Genomic DNA, 22,336 nt, shown 5'->3' on the forward strand with positions numbered 1-22,336 from the left:
AATAGATAAACACGCTTTTTGATTGTTAATTTTTGATCCTGATCTTTTTAAAACATCCCGCGTATAACGCGCCTTGTAAGGCTTGTACGCTTTGGTTTTAAGTCGCTAATGCTAATTAGCGACTCCGTTACTTTACGCTTGTTCGCAATCGTCACTCGATAAACGAACTTGCGCTACACAGTGTCGCCATTTTGCGTATAAGTCATTGCGCTCATCTGCACTCATGGTTGGTTCAAAACGGCGGTCACAGGTCCACATGTCAGCTAATTGCTGCGTTGACTCATAAACACCACTTTGTAAACCAGCTAAGTATGCTACGCCTAACGAAGTTGTTTCGGTCACTGTTGGGCGCTCAACGGTTGCGCCTAAAATGTTTGATAAAAAGGTGAGTACCCAGTTATTTTTAACCATACCGCCATCTACACGTAACACGCTTGGACGTAGGCCGTCACACTCCATCGCTTTTTGTAAATCTTTGGTTTGATACCCAACTGATTGCAGCGCAGCAGCAACTATCGTGCTAATGCCTGAGTCGCGCGTTAAACCTAAAATGGCACCACGTGCGTTCGGGTCCCAATATGGTGCACCTAAACCTGTAAACGAAGGTACTAAAAATACCCCATGATCGAGCGGTACATCCTTTACTAAAGACTCGCTTTCGCCGGCATGGCTGAGTAGTTTTAGGCCTTCAACAATCCACTGCATCGTGGCGCCAGCCATAAAAATACTGCCTTCAATAGCGTAAGTTGGTTTGCCGTTTAATCTGTAAGCCACAGTGGTTAGTAAGCGGTTTTCAGAGGTAAGCGCTTTTTCGCCAGTATTAAGCATTAAAAAGCAGCCCGTACCGTAAGTGCTTTTAGCCATGCCTTGTTCAAAACAAGCGTGGCCAACAAGTGCAGCTTGCTGATCGCCGGCAATGCCACATACGCGTATTGGTGCGCCAAAAATATCGTCACTGGTCGAGCCAAATTCGTCGGCTGAGTCCATTACTTGTGGCAGCATAGACTCAGGAATTTCGAATAACTCGAGTAATTCTTGATCCCATTGCTGAGTATGAATATTAAATAACATAGTGCGCGATGCGTTTGTGGCATCGGTACGGTGCTCTTTGCCACCGGTTAAATGCCATAGCAAGTAAGTATCAACGGTGCCAAAGGCCAGTTCACCCGCAAGGGCTTGTTCGCGAGCGCCTTCAACATTATCTAAAATCCAGCGTATTTTAGTGGCCGAAAAGTAAGGGTCTAGTAGCAGGCCTGTTTTATCGCTGATGGTTTGGCAAAGCTCATCAGTGCTTAGGCTTTCGCAGTAATCACTGGTACGGCGGTCTTGCCAAACAATAGCGTTATAAATTGGTTTACCTGTTTTTTTGTTCCACACTAAGGTGGTTTCGCGCTGGTTAGTAATACCAATGGCAATAATTTCTTCAGGCTGTACGTTTTTATCTGCTAACACTTTGCGGCTGGTACTTAGCACGGTTTGCCAAATATCATTTGGGTCGTGTTCTACCCATCCATTTTGTGGAAAATGCTGTGAAAACTCTTGCTGCGCTGAGCCAAAAACGTCTGCATCTTTTGTAAACAAGATAGCCCGAGAGCTTGTGGTCCCTTGATCAATTGAAAGTATGTATTTTGACATGATATTTATGTTATTTATCTTATCTTATATATGACTAGATTGCCTTTAACTTACATTAATGGCAACGATTTTTTCTTAAAAAAGCCGTTTAAAAAATAACCGTGTTGGTTTTGTTTGCTAACTATTTAATAAACAGAAGCTTTATTACGGCATAACTTTAAGGGCGTACGTGGCTAACGATTAAGTTAGCCGCTAGGATTTCGTTTACTTGGTGTGTGACTTAGCTTGTTGCCAATCCATTCCTGTCGAAAAACGGTGATCAAACCCGTGCCATTGTGGCAGCGGTTTACCATCAACAATAGCTTGGTCGCCATTTTGAGGTAAATCTAGGTATTCACATCGACTAGTAATGCTTTTTACATGGCAGTCCATCATAGCAAGTACAAAGTGTTTGTTAGTCTCGTTTATTGTGCGCATTGACCATGATGGTTCGTAGTAATGGCCAATATCTATTTCACTGCTACTTTTTGCAATAGTGGGAGCGGGATGAGGTGCGATATTATGGCGAGCATTTTTGTAAGTAAGCATATACTTGTTGGTGCTGCCCGTTTGGTTATACAGGTTTTTAATGCCTTCATAACCGGATATATCATCTAAGCTACCCGCTACATAAAGCGAAGGCACTTTAATGTTTTGCATAGCGCTGACATTAAATAAATTATGCTGCCCGCCCCAAGGCGCAAAGGCCACCATGGCTTTGATGCGAGAGTCTACTTTTGGATTTTGATATTGCCCACCAGCGCAGCTATTGAGTAATTGTTGCACCTGTTTAATTTGTGCCGAATCTTTTATGCCGGTAAACATGGCAGTGGTTTGCTCATTAAACTCATAACAGCCACCAATTGTATTTACCGCGCCAAAACCACCCATTGAGTAGCCAATGATACCAGCGCTGTTGTCATCGACTTGCTTGCTGGCAAAGTGGTTTTGTTCGTTAAAATAATTAAGTACAAATTGCTGATCGCGTGAGCGATTTATCAGGGTACTAAAAAAGCCCGAAAACGGCGCATTTTTAAAATCAACATCGGCATTGGTTGAGTCTGTATGGTCTATGGCTGCCACTATGTACCCATGTGACGCTAAGTGCTCGCCCAAGTAATACATAATGGTGCGATAGCCCGTATAGCCGTGCGAAAGCACAATAACAGGGTAGTGCTCTTTATTATTAATAGTAACACCACGCATGGCATCGGCTTGTAAGGTAAATGATTTACCTGTGCGTGTGACATCAGTGTAGCTAGTCAGTGGTGCCTTTGCTGCGTTTGTTGCGGGATACCACACTTCTACTTTTAAAGGGCGATCTTTTTGAGTTTGTGTTGCTGGGTCAAACTGCGCTGGGTTAACTAAGTCAAGCGTTTGCACACCTACATTGTAACTACCTTTAGCGGCAAGCTCTGGTAATACTTCGCTGGTTAAAGGTGGGTAGAGTTGCTCTGGCGTTTTTTGATCTGCAAAGGCAGTACTTGCCGCTAAGCAACTACTGGCTAACAGCAAGGCTTTAGTAAGCGCCTTTAAAGTGTGTGTGGTTGTCATTGTGTATCCTTGTTGTGTGTATTTTTTATTATTAATCTAACTTATTGCTCTCTACGTTATCACTGTATTTAAGCTGCCACTGCGCCCGAAGCGTATCCATTATGTGCATTACCCGCAGGCTTGTGCTGAGCGGTAATACATTGCTTTGTGTTTGTTGTTGTAAAATACATTCGCTAACGTGAGCAATTTCAAATTTAAAGTTTTCATCGTCATTAAAGCTAAAATCAAACTGCTGCATTTGCTGGGCGTTTAAATGAAGCTCTAGTGACTGCGCACCGACAAATTCATCAATACGAATAAACCCGTGTTCACCTAAAATACACGCTTGAGTGGGGCCACTTTGTTGTAACGCGCTGCTTAGTTGTGCAAATTGGCCTTGACCGTAATTAATCAGGGTTACGCTTCGCTCATCTACACCGGTATTACTTTTATGAACTAGAGACTTAATTTGCTCAGGGGCTTTATTAAATACCACATCGGCAATCGATAGTGGGTAAATGCCTAAATCAAGCAATGCACCGCCCGCGCTTGCAGGGTTCATTAGTCGGTGTGAGTCAGCAAAGTTACCTGCTAGGCTAAAGTTGGCATTAACACTGTGTACTTTGCCTATTACACCTTCGCTTAGTAACTGCTGCAGTTTTACTATGGCAGGTAAAAAGCGCATCCATACACCTTCCATCAAAAAGCAGTTTTGTTGCTCGGCTAACTGGCTAAGAGTGGTGAGTTGCTGTGCATTAACGGTGATGGGTTTTTCGCTGAGTACATGCTTATTATTCATTAAGCATTGCGCTATGGTTTTAAAGTGTTGCTCGTGGGTATTGGCAATATAAATGGCATCAATGTGTGGGCATTGCATGAGGGCTTGATAGCTTTCATAGCCTTTAATGCAATAGTGTGTGGCAAACTCATTTGCGCGTTGCTCGCTAGTTGATGCAGCGCCAATAAGTTGAGCATTAGCACAATGCGCAATGCTCTTAGCAAAGGTGTGAGCTATATTGCCACACCCAATAATACCCCAGTTAACCTTTGCCATACTTATTCCTTAGTTTTATTTAAAAAGACGTAATTTGTAATCCTGAACCTGCTGAACATACGTAAATGTCGGCATTTAAGTTAAAGCGTTCAAAGTAGTGCTGCTCTACTGCTGCTTTAATAAGGGGTACTTCTGCATCACGGCATAAACACACAATCGCACCACCAAAGCCACCACCGGTCATACGCACTGCACCACGCTCGCCCATGGCTTCTTTACAAATTTCTACTAGGCCATCGGTCGCTGGTACGGTAACTTCAAAGTAATGTTTAAGCGACTGGTGCGATGCTGCCATTAACTCACGTAGTGTATCAATGTCGTTATTTTGCAGCGCTTTTGTTGCGGCAATTACACGCTCATTTTCGCTAATTACATGGTGTGCACGTTTGTATTCGTTTTCGCTGAGTGCGTCTTTTGCAGCTTCAAGCGTCGCCATGGTGGCTTTACGAAGCGTGGCTACGTTCATTTTTGCAGCTGCTTGCTCACAATCAACACGACGTTGGTTGTATTCGCTATCTACTAACTTACGTGGGTAGTTAGAGTTAACAATAACAATGTTTAAATCATCCGGTACTTTTACTGATTCAGTCGCTAGGTTTTCACAATCAATTAAAAGAGCGTGGCCGTTTTCGCCTTTTGCCGAAATCAGCTGATCCATAATGCCCGACTGGCAATGCATAAAGTCGTTTTCGGCTTCTTGGCCTAATAAAGCGATTTTTTCTTCGCTTAAACCAAGTTGTGCAATATGGTTAAACATACCACCAATGGCTACTTCTAATGCGGCTGATGACGATAAGCCACTGCCTTGTGGTAAGTTACTGTCAATCAGTAAATCGGCGCCGCGTAAAGTGTGGCCTGCACGCTTTAATACAAATGCCACGGCACGAATATAGTTGCCCCATTGCGATTGTCCTTCACTGATGTCTTCATCAACACTAAAGCTATCTTTTTCGCCTGGGTAATTTAACGAATGCACGGTAATTATGTTGTCGTCGCGCTCTTTAAACATCACTTGAGTACGAAACTCTAATGAGCATGGAAATACAAAGCCATCATTGTAATCAGTAAACTCGCCAATGAGGTTTACACGCCCAGGTGCTGCAGCAATACCTTGAGCAGGCGCACCGTACAGTGATAAAAATTGTTGTTGAAAATCGTTAAGCGTCATCTGTGTGTCCTGCTGTTTCTTTATAGTGTGTGGTACTGGCTGCTTGTAAAATAGAAGCAGCTGTTTCTGCGCTTAAATCGCGCTGGCTTTCGCCTAGCATTTCGTAGCCAACCATGTGTTTTTTCACAGTAGCAGAGCGAAGTAGCGGCGGGTAAAAATGAGCATGTAAACGCCAATGTTGCTCATCTGAGCCACGATTAGCGGGGGCATTGTGCCACCCCATAGAATACGGGAAGCTACAATTAAATACGTTGTCGTATTTAGTGGTTAATACTTTAAGCGCTTGTGCTAAAGCGTCTGTTTGTGCATCGTTCAGCTGGCTAAAGTTTTGAATGTTATCTTTAGTTACCAGTAGTGTTTCAAACGGCCATGCTGCCCAAAATGGCACTACAACAAGCCAGTGCTCGTTTTCAAATACGACGCGGGTTTTATCTGCTTGCTCTTTTTGCACGTAATCGGCAAGCATTGCGCTGCCATGCTTTTTATAATAAGCAAGCTGCTGGGTATCTTCGGCTTCTATTTCGGTTGATAAATGCGAGTGAGCCCATACTTGACCATGTGGGTGGGGCTGCGAGCAACCCATGATCTCGCCTTTATTTTCGAAAACCTGTACACACTCATAGTGCTGAGCAAGTTCTGTGTAGTTATCTTTCCAAGTTTTTACCACTTCGACCAGGGCATCGTGCTCAAGCTCAGGTAATGTTTTATTATGCTCAGGCGAAAAACAAATGACACGGCATTCGCCGCTTGCTTCATCGGCAATAAATAAATCGCTGTCTGAGGCTAAGCTTTGCGATTGCTCGCTTTCATTAGGTGTTAAAGCGCCAAAGTCATTTTTAAATACGTGGGTGTATTTGTAATCTGGATTGCTGTCGCCATTTGCACGGGTATTACCAGGGCAAAGTGGGCAGCTTTCATCGTGTTTGGGCAGTACGCTTTCGTTTACTGTTTCTGTTGCACCTAACCACGGGCGGTTATTACGATGTGGTGATACTAATACCCAGCGTCCCGTTAGCGGGTTTTTACGTCTGTGAGTACTTTCTAATAAAGCCATGTTAACTCTCCAACCCACTTGGGTAATTAGTTTGCCAGCGCCATGTATCGTTGGTCATGTCGCTAAGTGTTAATTCTGCATGCCAGTTAAGGGTGTTTTGTGCTTTTGTAGCATCAGCGTAATTACAGGCAATATCGCCTGCACGACGTGCTGCAATTTTATAAGGAATATCTTTATTGGCTGAGGCGCTAAATGCGTTGATCATATCAAGCACTGAATAACCTTGCCCTGTGCCTAGGTTGTAAGCATGAAATGCGGTATCTGTTTTATGTTGCATAAAAGCCGCTACATGGCCTTTAGCTAAATCTAAAACATGAATATAGTCGCGCACGCCGGTGCCATCTTTAGTGTCGTAGTCGTCACCAAAAATATTAACCAGTTCGCGTTTACCTACCGCAGTTTGAGCAATAAATGGCATTAAGTTATTTGGAATACCATTTGGGCTTTCGCCTAATAAACCGCTTGGGTGCGCACCTACTGGGTTAAAGTAACGAAGCGCAATGCCCATAAATTGGCTGTTGGCATTACATACATCTTGCATGGCTTGTTCAACCATCACTTTGCTCCAACCGTATGGGTTAGTAGCGCGTATAGGGTGTTTTTCATCAATAGGGAGGTAGTCTGGCTCGCCATACACCGTGGCTGATGAGCTAAATATAATATGGTTAACGCCTACTTCTTGGATACTTTGTAGCATGCTTAATGTGCCCGATACATTATTTTGATAATAACGAAGGGGTTGCTCGGTGGACTCGCCCACCGCTTTAAGTGCTGCAAAGTGAAATACCGCCTCTGCCTTGCTGTGTTTAAGGGCAAGCTTAAACTGCTGCTCGTCTTGAATGTCACCTAAAATAAACTCAAAACGGGTGCCAGTAATTTTTTCGAGTTGATCAAGCACACGAGGGCTTGCATTAGATAAGTTATCGTAAATAACAGGGGTTATGCCTGCTTCATGAAGTGCAATACATGTGTGGCTGCCTATGTAGCCCATGCCGCCTGTGACTAAAACTTTCATGTGTTTTCTCGAAATGTGTATTTATATGATAAATACTACTATTAAGGTAATTTAAAAACAATAGTAATGATTGCTCGGTATTTCAAATAAACGTTCAAAATTCGCCCAAGCAAAAGCACAGTGCTATGTCTACTTATATAAAGGCGCCTAGGTTTATCAATTAATTATATAAACTGATTCTACTAAGCGGCTAATTATTCGTTATTACAAGTGATGCTACTATTAAATACATAGCAATGAGCTGATGCGCGTGTAATTAATAATTAATGCAATGGCCTAAGTCTTAATAAAGAAGGATTGATCAACATGAAAAAAACAATTTTATTAACCGGTGCTACCGACGGTATAGGTTTAGAGACCGCTAAAATGCTACTAGCGCAAGGGCACACGGTATTATTACACGGGCGCAGTCAAGAGAAGTTAAACACCGTACAAGCAAGCTTAAACGCTGATTACCCGCAAGCAAGTACAGCGACCTACATTGCCGATTTAAGCGATATGGCGCAAGTAAACACCTTGGCTCAGTCAGTGTTAGCCGACTTACAAAACGCGAATAAAATACTTGATGTAGTTATTAATAACGCCGGTGTTTATAAATTGGCAAATATCACGACTGTAGATGGGTTAGATGCACGTTTTGCAGTTAATACATTTGCTCCTTATTTATTAACTAAGTTGCTCCTACCTGTGATGAACACACAATCGCGCGTGGTAAACGTATCGTCTGCTGCGCAATCAAGCGTTAACTTTGACTCGTTAGTGGGCAAAAAACCACTATCAGATAGTGCAGCCTACGCACAAAGTAAATTAGCTATTACTATGTGGTCGCGTCATTTAGGTTTAGCACTTAAAGGCAGTGGGCCATTAGTTGTTGCGGTAAACCCTAAGTCGTTACTAGGTAGTAAAATGGTAAAAGATGCCTATGGACTTGCTGGTGGCGACTTAAAACTAGGCGCTGATATTTTTTGCCGCGCCGCATTAAGTGACGAATTTAAAGATGCCACTGGCCTTTATTTCGATAACGATGCAGAGCGCTTTGCACCGCCACATCCAGATGCGCTCAACCCTGCTAAAAATCAGCAGTTAGTTGATACGTTAGATAGCCTGCTTGCTCAGCTAAATGCTGATAGCTAGTAGCAAAATAACGCGAAAAGATTTTACTCATGCCTTATAAGGCTTAGTTGTTTTTTATAAAGCCGATGTGTGCTTTAAATGTTTTACCCTTTGTTGATCGTCAAAGAGTTCACCTAACGGTGAACTCTTTTTTTGTGCAATATTACTCTTGCTGTAAACGCTCGTACAACCAATCTTTTAATTCTGAACGCTCATGCTTTAGTTGATTCATTTGCTCGTCGCTAATGGGTGCATCTTTAAGCTCTAAAGTGCGTATTTCTTTATCTAGCTTGTCATACTTATCTGCCTTTTTGGCAAACTCTGTGTCGTTTTTATTTAGCTCTGCAATGGTATTTAGGTGCTGTGGAAAGTCATTGGTCAGTGAGTGGTCTTCGCCTAACATAGTCGCTCCTTAGTAGGATAAATGAGTTATTTAAGTGAATTACTACCTTTTCATTTATTACTCTGGGGTTCACACAACCATAAATCAACCACAGCAAACCTAAATGGGTATAGCGCAACGACTGGCTAGGGTTTTGTTTAACGCTTACTTTTAAACAGTGATGGAGTGATTTTTAAACTCTATTATAAATATTTTTTTGAAACTGATTGCGTGATTAGCCTTATTATCATTTTTAAATGGTGTGTCTACAATGAAGCTTCATTACATAATTACTTATCAACAGATAACAGAGGCAATACCTATGAAAGCAATGACAATTAATAATTTTGGTGGCACTGAAGAGTTTGTAGCAGCTGAGGTTGCAAAACCACAAGTAACAGCAGGTAATGTGTTAGTTCGCATTGCTGCAACAAGCGTAAATACAATTGATATGATGATTCGTCAAATGGGTGCTGACCTACCTTTTGCTCCAAAGTTACCGGGCATTTTAGGGATGGACTTTGCAGGCACCGTTGAAGCTGTTGGCGAAGGTGTAACAGACTTTGCTGTAGGTGATGAAGTATATGGTTGTGCGGGGGGCCTTGGTGATTTACCGGGTGCACTTGCTGAATTTATTCTTGCTGATAAGCGCTTAATTGCTCACAAACCTAAAAATCTTAGCATGAAAGAAGCAGCCGCTATTCCACTAGTCGGTATTACAGCACTTGAAGGTTTAACGCGTGCAAGTGTAAGCGCAGGCCAAAAAGTATTAGTACACGGCGGCGCAGGTGGCGTAGGTCATTTAGCTGTGCAACTAGCTAAGCACTTTGGCGCAGATGTATACTCAACGGGCGGTAATGCTGAGCAACTAGCTCTTATTGAGAGCTTTGGTGCTACAGGCATAAACTTTAAAGATGAAACCGTAGAGCAGTACGTTGAAAAACACACAAACAATGTGGGCTTTGACATGGTATTTGACACAGTAGGTGGTGGTAACCTGACTAACTCATTTGCTGCAGCAAAGCTAAATGCACAGGTATCTACAACACTTTCTTTATTAGAATTAGATTTAAGCCCTGTACACTTTAAAGGGTTATCGTTAAACGTAATCTTTATGCTTATTCCAATGATCCATGATTTTAACCGTCAAGATCATGGTGACAAACTTACACAACTGGCGCAAATTGTTGAAGCAGGCGGAATGCGCCCTGTACTTGACGAGCAAGACTTTAGTTTAGAAGACGCTGCTAAAGCACATGACCGCTTAGCAAGTGGTCAAGCCATGGGTAAAGTTGTTATTTCGGTAGAGTAAATTATTAAGGCCGGTATCTTCGCCGGCCATATTCTTTTTGTTTTATGGTTAACGTTTGCGCACGCTTTTATAACCAAATATAAACAGTAGTACTTTTATTAATCGTATATAATTACGTTTTAAAATAACTTGTTAATATTTCAGGGCCGGAGCAAACGTTTATATGAAAATATTCACTAATAAATTTGCCAGTAAAGCTAAGCAGTTTTATGTCGGTATTGTGCTGGTGGGTTTAGTTCTATCTGCGATGGTGTACTATCAAGCAGAAACCATAAAGCGTACATCTTCAACTTTGATGGAGCAGCAAATTCCGGCGCTGCGCGACATTCGACTAATCGAAACTTACCTCGTAAAGCAAGAACGCTTATTATATGAGTATTACGCAACCAACAAGCGTGAGCTTTATTTAATCGATTTTTTAGAAAACCATGTACGCATACTTGCGCTGATAAAAAACTTAGATCACAACCACACCACATTAGCACTTGAGCGCAGCTTAAGTAGTGAGTTTAAACGTGGCTTAGACTTAGCGCTTAAATTACACGAAAACCTATCGAGCCCCAGTACTAGTTGGGATTTAGCCAGAGAACAACTAGAGCAGCTCACCGAGCTACAAGCTCAAGTGATGGGCCGACTAAGTGATGCAGAAACCGTTATTTCAAAGGCTGTTGATAGCGGCTACAAAGACACAGAGAGTAACCTGCACACCACAGTAAATATTGTGTTTTTGTTTACGTTTGCCATAGTGCTGGTAAGTATTTATACAGGCCGATACGCTTCTAAATTTATAAAGCTTAGTGCCCGTAACGAACGTTTAGCGCTATTTCCAACCCGTAACCCGAATCCAATTGTGAGTTTAAGCGCCTCCCTTGAGCTTAATTACGCTAACCCTGCCGCTATTGCTATGCATAAAGCATATGTAAGCGATAAAAATACCACACCTATTGCCTTATTAAGCCCCAATATAAAGCAGCAGCTAATGCAAACTAAGCAATCGGCTAATCATGTTGAGCGTTTTTATACACAGCTAGATAACCACTACCTCACTTATCAAGTGCATTGGCTACAAGAAATAGATGCCTTTGATATACACATACGCGATGTTACAGAACAATTTGAGGCAGAGCGCTCATTAGAGTATTTAGCCTTTCATCACCCATATTCAAAGCTGCCTAACCAGGCCAGTTTAGAAAAATACACTAATGAGCTGATTTCACTTGAGCAACCGTTTAGTTTAATGCTGATTGATGTCAGTCACTTTAAGCTATTGCTTGAGCAATATGGTTTATCGGGTGCTAATGAGTGTATAAATGCCTTTGCTATGCACTTATCGCGTAGCGCTAATAAATTTTCGCAGCAGGTTAAAAGTAAAAACAAACTGACCTTTTATCATATTGCCGATGCTAACTTTGTGGTTATTTACACCGAGCAAGATTGCTCAATAACCCTAGATGATTTGCTAAAAGGCGTACAAAGCCGCTTGAGCCAAGCTATTAATACACCGTACGGTGAAATGCGTATGAGCTTTAACTGCGGTGTAACACGATACCCTACCAGTAATAGCTATAAAACGCTGCTACTGCATGCCAACATAGCCTTAGAAGAGGCGGTAAAACGTAACATTCCATACGCTCATTTTAATACTGAGAGCGGCGCTAAACATGCCCAGCAACTACATATTGCTAGGCGTCTTAATACTGCCATTGAAAAACAGCAGTTTGAGCTGTACTTTCAGCCCAAAATGCACCTTAAATCGCAAACCGTAAACAGCTGCGAATGCTTAATTAGGTGGTTTGATGATGGGAAGTTTGTTTCTCCGGCGCAGTTTATTCCAATTGCGGAGCAAAGTGGATTTATATTGCCATTAGGCGAATGGATACTCGATAGTGCCTTTGCACAAGCTAAAAAGTGGCATCAGCAAAATTTAAATATACGCCTGGCTATTAATATATCGGCACGGCAATTTACACAGCAAAACTTTGTGCAAAGTATAAAACAAAGACTCACTCATTTTGACGTACCCGCACATTTAATTGAGTTAGAAATTACCGAAACCGCCATTATGGACGATGAAGAATTTGGCATTTCCGTACTACAAGCGCTGAGTGCATTGGGTATTAGCTTATCAATTGATGACTTTGGTACAGGTTATTCGTCGCTGGGTTACTTACAGCGTTTTCCGGTTAATAAATTAAAAATTGATCAGTCGTTTGTGCGCAATATGGCCACAGATAAACACGACCAAGCTTTAGTGTTGAGTATTTGCCAGCTCGCAAAAAACTTAGGGCTCGATATTATTGCCGAAGGGGTAGAGGAGCATGCCCAACTTGAAAAACTAAAAGAGTATAACTGCGACCTAATTCAAGGGTATTTATTAAGCCGACCAATCCCTGGCGAAGAGTTTGAGGCTTTTTTAGCTAAAGGCGTAAGTTTTTAAGGCGTTTTGCGCATGTATGTTGGGTAATTATTAGTGATAGAATAGGAGTGAAAGCGTCTACCGCTTAACGTACACGCCACCTATGTGAGCAAAGAGTACCCATTTTAAATAAGGTCGTTATGTAATGCTGTTGATGATCGACAACTACGATTCATTTACTTATAACTTAGTACAATATTTTCAGCGCTTAGACCAAGAAGTATTGGTAAAGCGTAATGACGAAATTTCTGTTGCGCAAATTAAGCAACTCAATCCTGAGCATATTGTTATATCGCCAGGCCCTTGTTCGCCTAATGAAGCGGGTGTATCTCTGAGCGTTGTAGAGCAGCTAAAAGGCATGTATCCTATTTTAGGTATTTGTTTAGGGCATCAAAGTATAGCGCAAGCACTTGGTGGCAAGGTGATTCGTGCTAAGCAAGTTATGCATGGTAAAACTTCGCCTATTGTTCATGCAAATAAAGGCGTATTTAGCGGTTTAAATAACCCGCTTACTGTATGCCGTTATCACTCGTTAATAGTCGAAAAAGACAGCTTGCCTAATGAACTCGCAATTACAGCATGGAGTCAAACCGAGCAAGGTGAATTTGACGAGATCATGGGGCTTTTACACACAGAGCTGGCTCTTGAAGGCGTGCAGTTTCATCCCGAGGCAATTTTAACTGAGCAAGGTCTAAAATTGCTTGCTAACTTTTTATCTCGCTTCTAACCTTACAGTAACCACCTAACGGTAACATTTACACTGAATGGACCTTATGACAGAACTTGCGTCGCAAAAGCGAATTGCCTCAATGCTTGACCAGCGTGCCCATGATTTACTGCTTGGTCATGCTTTTGCACATCAGCAAATAGGGTTTATTCACACGCTCGCAATTGATTATGGTGAGCCGATAAAGCAGCGTACGTTATTAGAGGTTGAAGTCGCTGCTCAACAAAAGCGCCAGCAAAACAGTACTGCCCACCATAAATACCGAGCACAAGCGAGCAAGCAGCTTCATAAAGTAATAGAAACAGCCATTTTTAAGCAACTAAAAGATATGGATGGTGTAATTAAAAACACCATAGGTATAGAAGACAACGTTGCCACTATGCTCGATATACTTGCGACTAAGTCGGTGTCTGTTAGGCGTTTAGAACCATTAGTCAATGATTCTAGCTGGCTAGGACGAGAATTAGTGTCGCTGGTAAACTTACCTTATTATCGCAAGCAGCGTAGTAAAACCACCTCAGTAAAAGTAGATAGCCCCGCACTTGCACTGCGCTACATTGGTCTTGATAACTTGCAGCTGGTTATTCCTACTTTTGCTGTGCGTCATTGGATGCCACACAGCACAGAGCCATTTCCACTATTAAAGCGCCGCCTGCGAGATGCCGCTATGGCCAATGCCATTGCTGCACAAAAAATTGCAGAGCTTAACGATGTAAACCCTATACATGCCTTTACGCTTGGTATGCTTATAGATTTAGGGCGTATAGCCTTAGTGCGTTTGTACTTAAAAACATTTGAGCAGGTTTGGCAACGAAAGGTGCAAATAGCGCGAGAAGCACAGCAAAAAGATTTACACACTGCCTTGATGGAGTTAAAACCCGACCCCTTATTTTTAACCACACTGTTGAGTAATAAGTCGCTTGAGCTTAGTGCTAAAGTGATCCGTAAAATGGCGTTTCAGTACTTGCCGTTTGATCACGTTATGGCGCAACTGGTTCATGGTGTTGAGCGAAGTAATGATGTTTTTCCGATGAGTGAAGTCATGCTAAAGGCACGATGCTATTCGCAGTACTTAAACCTAAAACAACATCAACTTATCGAAGATGATGAGATGCACACTTGGTTTTCGTATCATGGCTTCACTAAAAATGAGTTAAAAACCCTCGAAACAAGCAATTTTACCAACCTCGCTATTCAAATTGACTAAAAAGCAGCTTATTAACTGGGCCTTTTACCGGTAATTTGCCACTGGTGGCGCTAAATTTTCTTTATTTATTGAATTTTTTGTTAATTTTTTTGCGACTATTCATTCATTAACATCTCCTCAAACACACCTTCCTTTAGGTGCTTGATGTAAGGCGTGACTCGCTGCGCAGGCGCACACGTCTTAAATAACGGTATTTATTTTCTATGCAAATAGTTATTCACTATCTATGAAATAATATCCCAAGGCCTTAATTTTAAAGGCCTGCATGAAAGTTTTTAACGAGACAGCATCACAAATATCTGAAATAATGAGCGCCTGAAAATTGAACCACAAGACAGTTTTACGCTCAATCTTTTGCTATTTAGCGCGTAAATATCTTGGTTACATTTATAACCAAACACCTATTTTATGTTTTGTGTTGCTCACAATTAAGAGGAAAAAAAATGACAGTCAATCGCGAATTATTTGATCACGTAATGGTTCCTAACTACGCCCCTTCTAGTGTTATTCCTGTTCGAGGCGAAGGCTCTCGTGTATGGGATCAACAAGGTAAAGAGTTTATCGACTTTGCCGGTGGTATTGCTGTTAACTGTCTTGGCCATTGCCACCCTGCATTAGTAGGTGCATTAAAAGAGCAAGGCGAAAAAATTTGGCACTTATCAAATGTAATGACTAACGAGCCAGCGCTTCGTTTAGCTAAAAAAATGGTTGATGCAACTTTTGCCGAAAAAGTTTACTTTGCAAACTCAGGTGCAGAAGCAAACGAAGCCGCGCTTAAATTAGCACGCCGTTTTGCACTTGATAAATTTGGCGCTGAAAAATCACAAATTATCTCATTTAACAAAGGCTTTCACGGTCGTACGTTCTTTACCGTAACCGTAGGTGGTCAAGCTGCATACTCAGATGGTTTTGGCCCTAAACCAGGCGACATCGTACATTGTGATTACAATGACCTAGCTGCATTTGAAGCGCTAATTAGTGACAAAACATGTGCCGTAATGATGGAACCACTGCAAGGTGAAGGCGGTATTATTTCGCCAACTGATGAATTTGTTCAAGGCGTTCGTGAGCTATGTACTAAACACAATGCACTGCTTATTTTCGATGAAGTACAAACAGGTGTAGGCCGCACGGGTGAGCTATACGCTTACCAAGGCCTTAATGTAGTGCCTGATATTTTAACATCAGCTAAAGCACTTGGCGGCGGTTTCCCAATTGGTGCCATGCTTACTACAACTGAAATCGCACAGCATTTAAAAGTAGGGACTCATGGTTCTACTTACGGTGGTAACCCACTGGCATGTGCAGTAGCCGAAGCCGCATTTGATACTGTAAATACCCCTGAAGTACTGGCTGGCGTAAAAGAAAAAGCAGCATTATTTAACGAGCTACTTGCAGCGGTAAATGAAAAATACAACGTGTTTAGCGAAATCCGTGGCCAAGGTTTATTAATTGGTGCAGCGGTTAACGAGCAATACAAAGGCCGTGCGAAAGAGTTTTTAGTAGCCGGTACTGAACAAGGGCTTATGTCGCTTGTAGCGGGTGCTGATGTTGTTCGCTTTACGCCGTCGTTAGTGATCACCGAAGCAGATATTCGCGAAGGTATGGCGCGTTTTGAAAAAGCAGTAGCAAGCGTAGTAAACGCTTAAGCGCCTCACACCATCTTAAAGGGCAAGCCAGCTTGCCCTGCATATTCTATTTACCGTTATTGATAAGGGAGCAAGCGGACTCATGATGATCCTTCGCCCAATCCAGCAAAATGATTACGCAGCGTTATTAAAAATTGCCCACGAATCGGGTCATGGTTTTACGTCTTTGCCGTTAAACGAAGAGTTACTGCAAAAGAAAATTGACCACTCTGTAAGCTCATTTGCTAAACAAACGTCACACCCTGGTGACGAAGGCTACCTGTTTGTTCTTGAAGATACCGAAACCGGTGAAGTAGTGGGTACTTCAGCGATTGAAGCTGCAGTAGGGCTTGATGATGCGTTCTATCATTACCATTTAAGTAAAGTAATTCATTCATCACGCACACTCGATGTTTACAAAGCGGTTGATATATTGACCCTTTGTAACGACTACACCGGTGCGACAGAACTATGTACCTTATTTTTGAAAGATGGCTATCGTAAAAACTGTAACGGTAAGCTACTTTCAAAAGCGCGCTTTATGTTTATAAAACAACATGAGCAGCGCTTTGCACAAACAGTAATAGCAGAAATGCGCGGCGTGTCTGATGAAAATGGCAAAAGCCCATTCTGGCAGTGGCTAGAAGAGCACTTTTTCTCAATGGACTTTCCAACCGCCGATTACCTAACAGGGATAGGGCAAAAAGTGTTTATTGCTGAACTGATGCCAAAGTACCCAATTTATGTAAACTTGCTAAGCAAAGATGCACAAGCGGTGATTGGTAAAGTACACGACAACACACGCCCAGCGATTGAGCTATTAAAAAATGAAGGTTTTACCTTTAATGGCTACGTTGATATTTTTGATGCGGGCCCAACAGTAGAAGCAAAAGTGGATAATATTGCCACTATTCGTAATGCGAAAGACTTTAAAGTAGAAATCGGCGATGTACCTGGCGATACCATGGTATTGCTTGCTAATGGCAAGCTAGAAGATTACCGTGCAACAGTTGCAGCGCTTAGCTTTGATGAGCGCGCAAACTCTCTTGTTTTATCGCAGCAAATAGCCGATGCCCTACAGCTACAATCAGGCGACACCGTTAGCGCAACCCCAGTTTAATTTAGGAGAAAGTATAATGACTCATCCTGCACAATTTATTAATGGCCAGTGGTCACAAGGCCAAGGTACAGAATTTAATTCAGTAAACCCTGCGAATAACGAGGTTATTTGGCAGGCATCTTCAGCTACTGCAGAGCAAGTAGATAGCGCGGTTAATGCAGCGCGCGAAGCATTTTACAGCTGGGCTGATAAAAGCTTTAACGAACGCTTAGAGATAGTTAAAACCTTTGCTGCAACACTTAAAGAGCACAGCGAAGAGCTGGCTGTGGCAATTGCTCAAGAAACCGGTAAGCCACTGTGGGAAACGCGCACAGAAGCAGGCGCTATGGTGGGTAAAATTGCCATTTCTGAAAAAGCATTTTTAGAGCGCACTGGCGATGTAGAAAACGCTATGCCAGTAGGGCGTGCGATGATCCGCCATAAACCACATGGTGTAGTTGCCGTATTTGGCCCATATAACTTCCCTGGGCACTTACCAAATGGCCACATTGTGCCAGCGCTTTTAGCTGGTAACACAGTGGTATTTAAGCCATCTGAGCTTACGCCAATGGTGGCAGAGCTTACGCTTAAATTATGGGAAAAAGCGGGTTTACCTGCAGGTGTAATTAACCTTGTGCAGGGTGAAGTAGAAACAGGTAAAGCCCTTGCTGCGCATAAAGGCATAGATGGATTATTCTTTACTGGTTCTTCGCGCACAGGTCATATTTTGCATGAGCAGTTTGCAGGTCAACCGGGTAAAATTTTAGCGCTTGAAATGGGTGGCAATAACCCACTTATTATTAAAGATGTGGCTGATACTAAAGCAGTGGTGCACGATATTATTCAATCGGCGTTTATTTCAAGCGGCCAACGTTGTACGTGTGCACGTAAAGTATTTTTACCTAAAGGCCAACAAGGCGATGACATTTTAGCAAGCCTTATTACGGCGACTAAAGCGATTAAAGTAGGCTACTACGATGATGAAGAACAGCCATTTATGGGCTCTATGATCTCATCTGCGGCTGCTGCAGGCATGGTAAAAGCGCAAAACGAGCTTGTTGAGCTTGGCGGTGAAGTACTAGTAGAGCTTAAGCACACAGCCAATACTGGTTTTGTAACTCCGGGTATTATTGAGTGTTCAGCAATTAGCGATTTTCCAGATGAAGAGCACTTTGGTCCATTATTAAAAGTGTTCCGCTTTGATGACTTTGACCACGCAATTGATAAAGCAAACGACACCAGCTTTGGTTTATCAGCAGGTTTATTAAGCGACAGTGAAGCCGACTACAATCACTTTTTACGCCGTATTCGTGCTGGTATTGTTAACTGGAACCGCCCAATTACAGGCGCATCAAGCGCTGCCCCCTTTGGTGGTATTGGCGCATCGGGCAATCACAGAGCAAGTGCGTATTACGCAGCTGACTACTGTGCATACCCTGTAGCATCGGTAGAGCTTGAAAAAGTGACCATGCCAGCAACATTAAGCCCAGGCTTAAAAATAGATTAATTACTAGTCTATTTTTAGTTATAAAGAATGAGAAAAGCAGCTTAGGCTGCTTTTTTTGTACTGGTATCGCGCAAAGCTAGTAATTAGCAGCACTTTCTGCTTAAATCTATGCAATTAGTTATTTAAAGGTGAAAATCACAATGGTTTTAGACAGGCAAGGGTACGATGATTTGATCATGTATCTAACTCAAAATTTAGCGTTATTTGAGAAGCCAGGCGAAATCAAACCCGGTGCGCCCACAGTTATGGAGCTCATAGAAGACGTAATAGCGCAAAATGTGATGTTAATTTGTGAGCAACACACCAGCTTAAATACCGAACAACGTAGCCAAATAGTGCGCGAGGTTGATGGTATTGTTTACGACTTACAAGAGGTGCTTAGTAGCATAACCTCACAACCTGTGACTGTAGAGCAGCATGCTTTTATAGATGAGTTTGCAGGGCTTATTAAAAACCTATTTGATAACGCGGTTACACAAACCTCTTAAGGTTACCCGTTAACACAGCGCAGTAGAACCTAATGACTGCGCTCCTATTACTTCTCGCCTTATTAATAACACCACTAAATTTAATCTCAGCGTTCACGTATCGTTGCAGATTGTTATACAATCAATGAAAACTATTTAGAGATATACACATGCAAGCAAATGTAAAATGGGTTGAAGGTGATACCTTTATTGGCCGTTCTAATTCTAATCACAATGTCGTTTTTGATGCGGGTAGCGACAGTGCTGCACCTAGCCCTATGGAAATGGTATTGATGTCGGTTGGTTGCTGCTCATCGGTTGACGTAGTTAGTATTTTAAAAAAAGCTAAGCAAGACTTTTCAGACGTGCAAGTGCAACTAAGCTCAGAGCGCGCCGAAACGGCGCCTCGTGTCTTTACTAAAATTAATTTACACTTTGTGGTTACAGGCAATAATGTGTCGGAAAAACACCTAGCGCGTGCGGTTTCACTTTCTGCAGAAAAGTATTGCTCAGTTGCTTTAATGCTTGATAAAACAGTGAAAATTACCCACAGCCACGAAGTTGTGCAAGAACAGGTAAAATAACGCTTTTTCCGTGAGGAAAATTCGTATAAAATCCGCGAACTTTTCATTCTGCAGGTGCAGATTTCACTAATTTATAGGTTGGTTTATCATGAACAAACCCTTCGATAAACTTAAACTTCATGGCTTTAATAATTTAACCAAAAGTTTAAGCTTTAGTATTTACGACATTTGCTACGCAAAGACCGAGCAACAGCGTAAAGAATATATTGAATATATCGACGAGCAGTACAGTGCAGATAGACTAACCGACATATTAGGTGATGTTGTAGATATCATTGGCGCTAACATTCTAAATGTGGCGCGCCAAGACTATGAACCACAAGGCGCAAGTGTGACTATTCTTGTATCGGAAGAGCCGGTAGAAGAGCAGCAAAATTATGACGCCGATGAAGCACCAGGTCCATTACCGGATTCTGTTGTAGCGCACCTAGATAAAAGCCACATTTGTGTACATACCTACCCAGAAGCGCACCCTGATGATGGTATTTGTACATTCCGTGCTGATATTGAAGTCTCTACCTGTGGCATTATTTCGCCACTTAAAGCGTTAAACTTTTTAATTCATAGCCTTGAGTCAGACGTAGTTACGATTGACTACCGTGTGCGTGGTTTTACCCGCGACGTAAACGGGGTTAAACACTACATTGATCATGCAATTAACTCGATTCAAAACTTCATGACAGAAGATACCAAAGAAGCGTACCAAATGATGGACGTTAACGTGTATCAAGAAAACCTGTTCCACACCAAAATGATGTTGAAAGAAACCGATTTAAATACTTATTTATTCGGCCTGTCTACCGATGAGCTGTCGGATGAAGAAGAAGAAGAAATTCGCTCTAAACTAACCCGCGAAATGCAGGAAATATTCTACGGTCGTAACCTACCCGACGCAGAATAAACAGTTTAAAAAGCAATGTAGTTGTATTAAAAATGGCGCTCAATGAGCGCCATTTTTAATGGGTGTTCTATTTATTAATTAATCATGCTGTAAATAAGCGCACATACGGCCAGTGAGCCCACAGCAAGTATAAACAAGGTACTTAAGCGGTTGCGGTATTTACTCAGCGCAGGCACTTTGTATACGGCAATCATTGGCATAATAAATAAAATCATCGCAATGATAGGGCCAGAGAGCTGATCCATCATGTCTAAAATGCTTGGGTTTTTAACCGCGCAAAACCAAATAGCAAAAAACATAATGAGTACGCCAATTTTGTCGGCTACTTTTGCACTTAAGCTTGTTTGCTTAGTCACCAAACCGGTAAAGCTTTCGCGAGCCCCTAAAAAGTGCCCTAAAAACGATGAGGTAATCGCAATAAAGGCAACCAGTGGGCCAAGCGTGGCAATAAACGAATTACTGGTGATGTTAGCAAGGTAAGATAAAATCGATACGTTAGCCGCTTTAGCAGCAGCCATTTGCTCGCTAGTAAGCGAAAGCACGCACGAAAACACAAACAGCAGTACAAATACAATAAGCAGTAAGCTAGTGCGCTTTAAAATAGCTTCAGCCTTATTAGTGGCCTGATTGCCATAATGCCCACGCTGTACGTTTACAAAGCTTGAAATAGCCGCCGCATGACTAAACGAAAACACGATAATAGGAATAGATAACCACAGCGTTTTAGTAAAGCTGCCCGCCTCAGGTAGGCTCATATCAGGTATTTGCCAGCTAGGGATTAAATAGAGCGATAAGCAAAATAAAATCCCTACCAGTGGGTAAACCAAAATAGCGAACGCGCGAAGCATTAAGCGCTCGCCGCCCATCATTAGGCTAATCATACCGGCAACTAATACACCCGAAAGCAACACGCGAGAAGGTGACTCAAGGCCCATTTGGTTCACCATAAAGCTATCAACGGTATTGGTTAAGCCTACGCCGTAAATAAGCAAAATGGGAAATATAGACAAAAAGTATAATAAAGAGATTAACCGACCTGCGGTTACACCAAAGTGCTCCTCAACTACATCGGTAAAGTCAGAATCTTTATTTTTAGACGACAACACAAAGCGGGCCAAGCCGCGGTGTGCTAAAAAGGTCATAGGAAAGGCTAAGCTTGCTAGAATAATCAGCGGCCAAAACCCGCCTATACCAATATTGATAGGTAAAAATAAAATGCCCGCGCCCACTGCGGTACCAAAAAGGCTTAAAGTCCACTGCGTATCGTGCAGGTTCCATTTAGAAGTTGGTGTGTGTTTACCTGTTGTTGATGCATTTGAAAGCGTTGCATCTTGTGATGGTGTCATGTGTGCTCATCCATTATTTAAATAATAATCGCGCGCAAGAATATAGTTTTTAGCTAAAACTTTCATGTTTTGAGGCGTTTTGTAGACTAATTAATTAGACGCCGTAGCAGCAAAAGTGTCATGAATACGAAACAGCGCTGTAAAAATAAACAAATACCTCAACCAGCACAGTTGTAGGTTGGGTAGAGCGAAGCGAAACCCAACACGCC

General features: G+C 42.2%; 19 protein-coding genes. 11 read left to right on the forward strand and 8 right to left on the reverse strand.

Annotated features, from left to right (window positions below):
* Nucleotides 1-132 precede the first annotated feature (132 nt).
* The 6 genes from glpK to galE all read right to left on the reverse strand — a co-directional run bounded on the left by glpK (nucleotide 133) and on the right by galE (nucleotide 7,438).
* Nucleotides 133-1,635, reverse strand: coding sequence for a glycerol kinase GlpK (gene glpK / locus AABI99_RS01775; RefSeq protein WP_338362933.1), 1,503 nt, complete (start codon nucleotides 1,633-1,635; stop codon nucleotides 133-135).
* Nucleotides 1,636-1,839: 204 nt separating this feature from the next.
* On the reverse strand, nucleotides 1,840-3,168 hold the full coding sequence (locus AABI99_RS01780) for a dienelactone hydrolase family protein (RefSeq protein ID WP_338362934.1): 1,329 nt from the start codon (nucleotides 3,166-3,168) through the stop codon (nucleotides 1,840-1,842).
* 31 nt (nucleotides 3,169-3,199) lie between these two features.
* A complete protein-coding gene (locus AABI99_RS01785) occupies nucleotides 3,200-4,201 on the reverse strand; it encodes a Gfo/Idh/MocA family oxidoreductase (protein WP_338362936.1) in 1,002 nt (333 codons plus the stop codon).
* A gap of 19 nt (nucleotides 4,202-4,220) precedes the next feature.
* The gene (gene galK / locus AABI99_RS01790) at nucleotides 4,221-5,369 is read right to left on the reverse strand and encodes a galactokinase (protein WP_338362938.1); all 1,149 of its coding nucleotides are present in this window, start codon (nucleotides 5,367-5,369) and stop codon (nucleotides 4,221-4,223) included.
* The gene (locus AABI99_RS01795; RefSeq protein ID WP_338362939.1) at nucleotides 5,359-6,423 is read right to left on the reverse strand and encodes a UDP-glucose--hexose-1-phosphate uridylyltransferase; all 1,065 of its coding nucleotides are present in this window, start codon (nucleotides 6,421-6,423) and stop codon (nucleotides 5,359-5,361) included. Before AABI99_RS01795 ends, galK begins: the two co-directional genes overlap by 11 nt.
* Before the next feature lies 1 nt (nucleotide 6,424).
* On the reverse strand, nucleotides 6,425-7,438 hold the full coding sequence (gene galE, locus AABI99_RS01800; RefSeq protein WP_338362940.1) for a UDP-glucose 4-epimerase GalE: 1,014 nt from the start codon (nucleotides 7,436-7,438) through the stop codon (nucleotides 6,425-6,427).
* Between the two features lie 306 nt (nucleotides 7,439-7,744).
* Here galE and AABI99_RS01805 point away from each other — a divergent pair, with 306 nt between their 5' ends.
* Nucleotides 7,745-8,572 (forward strand): SDR family NAD(P)-dependent oxidoreductase, encoded by an 828-nt coding sequence (locus tag AABI99_RS01805; RefSeq protein WP_338362941.1) that lies wholly within the window; start codon nucleotides 7,745-7,747, stop codon nucleotides 8,570-8,572.
* 142 nt (nucleotides 8,573-8,714) lie between these two features.
* On the opposite strand, the gene AABI99_RS01810 is transcribed toward AABI99_RS01805, so the two are convergent.
* Nucleotides 8,715-8,954: a YdcH family protein gene (locus AABI99_RS01810; RefSeq protein ID WP_338362942.1), complete on the reverse strand. Its 240-nt coding sequence runs from the start codon at nucleotides 8,952-8,954 to the stop codon at nucleotides 8,715-8,717.
* A 301-nt stretch (nucleotides 8,955-9,255) separates the two neighbouring features.
* Here AABI99_RS01810 and AABI99_RS01815 point away from each other — a divergent pair, with 301 nt between their 5' ends.
* From AABI99_RS01815 to speD, 10 genes are all read left to right on the forward strand, one after another.
* The gene (locus tag AABI99_RS01815) at nucleotides 9,256-10,245 is read left to right on the forward strand and encodes a zinc-dependent alcohol dehydrogenase family protein (RefSeq protein WP_338362943.1); all 990 of its coding nucleotides are present in this window, start codon (nucleotides 9,256-9,258) and stop codon (nucleotides 10,243-10,245) included.
* Between the two features lie 163 nt (nucleotides 10,246-10,408).
* Entirely contained in the window at nucleotides 10,409-12,682 is a 2,274-nt protein-coding gene (locus tag AABI99_RS01820; RefSeq protein WP_338362944.1) for a bifunctional diguanylate cyclase/phosphodiesterase, read from the forward strand.
* A 124-nt stretch (nucleotides 12,683-12,806) separates the two neighbouring features.
* Complete coding sequence (locus AABI99_RS01825) at nucleotides 12,807-13,388, forward strand: aminodeoxychorismate/anthranilate synthase component II (protein WP_338362945.1); 582 nt, start codon at nucleotides 12,807-12,809, stop codon at nucleotides 13,386-13,388.
* 46 nt (nucleotides 13,389-13,434) lie between these two features.
* Complete coding sequence (locus tag AABI99_RS01830; RefSeq protein WP_338362946.1) at nucleotides 13,435-14,595, forward strand: HDOD domain-containing protein; 1,161 nt, start codon at nucleotides 13,435-13,437, stop codon at nucleotides 14,593-14,595.
* 443 nt (nucleotides 14,596-15,038) lie between these two features.
* Nucleotides 15,039-16,244, forward strand: coding sequence for an aspartate aminotransferase family protein (locus AABI99_RS01835; protein ID WP_338362947.1), 1,206 nt, complete (start codon nucleotides 15,039-15,041; stop codon nucleotides 16,242-16,244).
* Nucleotides 16,245-16,326: 82 nt separating this feature from the next.
* Entirely contained in the window at nucleotides 16,327-17,343 is a 1,017-nt protein-coding gene (astA, locus tag AABI99_RS01840) for an arginine N-succinyltransferase (RefSeq protein WP_338362948.1), read from the forward strand.
* Nucleotides 17,344-17,359: 16 nt separating this feature from the next.
* Nucleotides 17,360-18,829 carry a succinylglutamate-semialdehyde dehydrogenase gene (gene astD, locus AABI99_RS01845; RefSeq protein ID WP_338362949.1) on the forward strand — a complete coding sequence of 490 codons (1,470 nt, stop codon included), beginning with the start codon at nucleotides 17,360-17,362 and terminating at the stop codon, nucleotides 18,827-18,829.
* A gap of 140 nt (nucleotides 18,830-18,969) precedes the next feature.
* Nucleotides 18,970-19,317 (forward strand): DUF3802 family protein, encoded by a 348-nt coding sequence (locus AABI99_RS01850; protein ID WP_338362951.1) that lies wholly within the window; start codon nucleotides 18,970-18,972, stop codon nucleotides 19,315-19,317.
* 149 nt (nucleotides 19,318-19,466) lie between these two features.
* Entirely contained in the window at nucleotides 19,467-19,880 is a 414-nt protein-coding gene (locus tag AABI99_RS01855) for an OsmC family protein (RefSeq protein ID WP_338362953.1), read from the forward strand.
* Nucleotides 19,881-19,968: 88 nt separating this feature from the next.
* Nucleotides 19,969-20,781 (forward strand): adenosylmethionine decarboxylase, encoded by an 813-nt coding sequence (gene speD, locus AABI99_RS01860; RefSeq protein ID WP_004588193.1) that lies wholly within the window; start codon nucleotides 19,969-19,971, stop codon nucleotides 20,779-20,781.
* 74 nt (nucleotides 20,782-20,855) lie between these two features.
* On the opposite strand, the gene AABI99_RS01865 is transcribed toward speD, so the two are convergent.
* On the reverse strand, nucleotides 20,856-22,127 hold the full coding sequence (locus AABI99_RS01865) for an aromatic amino acid transport family protein (RefSeq protein WP_338362959.1): 1,272 nt from the start codon (nucleotides 22,125-22,127) through the stop codon (nucleotides 20,856-20,858).
* Between the last annotated feature and the right edge of the window lie 209 nt (nucleotides 22,128-22,336).

The sequence above is a fragment of the uncultured Pseudoalteromonas sp. genome (genome assembly GCF_963922945.1).
Taxonomy (GTDB): Bacteria; Pseudomonadota; Gammaproteobacteria; order Enterobacterales; family Alteromonadaceae; genus Pseudoalteromonas.